The sequence below is a fragment of the Mesorhizobium sp. M2C.T.Ca.TU.002.02.1.1 genome (assembly GCF_003997225.1).
The window spans coordinates 1-1577 of the sequence record NZ_RZTO01001112.1 but is presented as its reverse complement, the minus strand read 5'-3'; the positions used below and the strand labels follow the sequence as shown (position 1 = coordinate 1577).

The following is a 1577-nucleotide window of genomic DNA, read 5'->3' as shown; positions in this document are numbered from 1 at the left end:
TTCCTTAAGGTCGTAATAATACATGCTGGAAGCGGTCGGCAGCTTGCCGACGGCCATGGCGTCCAGACTGGGCACGAACGGCTGTTCCAGCTTGTTGTAGTAGTTCAGTCGCTCGCGAACCGTCTTGCCTGAAAGCCTGGCCTGCTCGAGCCGATTGGCCAGGCGGTCGCGAAACAGGGATTGCGGTGCGCGGTCACGCGCGAAATTGCGCGCGTAGTAGAACAGCTTTGCGGCGGTTCGTGAGATTGAGGCCATGCGTCCGCGAGTTCAGCAAGATGGTCAATGGTAGTCTACCTTCATCCCCCTCGTCTCCTACAGCATTCTCCCGGCCATGTTGCAAGCCTGCTAATGCGAATGGCCCCAAGAGACTTTACGCTGCGACAACGGCGAACCCTCTGGCGCGCAAGCCGCGCCGGTCGTCATGCAGCGAGGCGACAAGCCGATCGCGACTGCCGGCGATGTGGGAAGAAAGCAGCCGCGCCGCCTGCTCGGCATCGCCGCTCCTGACGGCGGCGAGGATGGCGTGGTGCTCGGCCCAGGCGCGGCCGAGCGCCTTTTCATCCCGCACCTCCAGCCAGCGCGCCCGCGACAGCCTGGTCATCGCGTCGCGAACAGCCCTGAGCAGAAACTCGTTGCCGGAAAGCCTTGCCAATTCGATGTGAAAATCCAGGCCGACGCGATGCCATTCCTCGCGCGGCGTCTCGGCGTCGCAGGAATCGAGCATCGCCGCGATCACGTCGATGCCGCCGCGGTCGTCGAGCGCCGCCGTCAGGCGAACCGCCGCCACCTCGACCGCCTCGCGGTAGACGGCGATCCGCCCCAGCTCGGCGAGGTTGATCGGCGCTACCGTCCAGCCACGGCCATCGCGGCCGATCAGCCCTTCCGTTTCCAGGCGCAGCAACGCCGCCCGCACCGGCGTGCGCGAAGCGCCGAACCGGCTCTCGATCCAACGCTCGGTCAAACGTTCGCCCGGGCCGATCTCCAGCCCGAGAATCATCTCGCGAAGCTGCCTTTCGACATTCTGCATCTGCGACATTGTCATCCCGCTTTCCAACGCCGCATTGACAGCGGCTAGCTTGAGGTTCATGACGGATACCGGTTTGGTATCCCAAAACGGTATCCACAACAACCCGGATTTCCGGCAGGCATGTCATGACAGAGAAAAGCACCGAACAAGGCGGCTTCAACATCCATTGGCGGCGCAACCTCGCCGTCTGCTTCGCCGGCTCGTTCAGCACGCTTATCGCCATGACGCTGCTGCTGCCGTTCCTGCCGCTTTACGTCGAGCAGCTCGGCGCCGAAGGCCACGCGGCGATCGTGCAGTGGTCGGGCATCGCCTATGGCGCGACCTTCTTCGCGGCAGCGCTGGTCGCGCCGTTGTGGGGACGACTGGGCGACCGCTACGGCCGCAAGCTGATGCTGGTGCGCGCTTCGTTCGGCATGGCGATCTGCATGTCGCTGACCGGCATGGTCCAAAGCGTCTGGCAACTGGTGCTGCTCCGGCTGCTGATCGGTTTCGCCGGCGGCTATTCGTCGGGCTCGACGATCCTGGTGGCGATGCAGACGCCGAAGGAACG

General features: G+C 64.2%; 2 protein-coding genes and 1 pseudogene. 1 reads left to right on the top strand and 2 read right to left on the bottom strand.

Features of this window, described 5'->3' with window-relative positions:
* A pseudogene (locus EOD07_RS33870) lies at positions 1–255 on the bottom strand (lipopolysaccharide biosynthesis protein); the annotation flags it as partial.
* Positions 256–370: 115 nt separating this feature from the next.
* Positions 371–1036, bottom strand: coding sequence for a GntR family transcriptional regulator (locus EOD07_RS33865; protein WP_127238305.1), 666 nt, complete (start codon positions 1034–1036; stop codon positions 371–373).
* 116 nt (positions 1037–1152) lie between these two features.
* Between EOD07_RS33865 and EOD07_RS33860 the strand changes: the two genes are divergently transcribed.
* Positions 1153–1577, top strand: a 425-nt coding sequence (locus tag EOD07_RS33860) for an MFS transporter (protein ID WP_127238304.1), incomplete at its 3' end; no start/stop codon positions are given.

What these genes read in the sequence shown, in the direction of transcription:
- EOD07_RS33865 (WP_127238305.1), bottom strand. Translation starts at nt 1,036, where the DNA reads ATGTCGCAGATGCAGAATGTCGAAAGGCAGCTTCGCGAGATGATTCTC.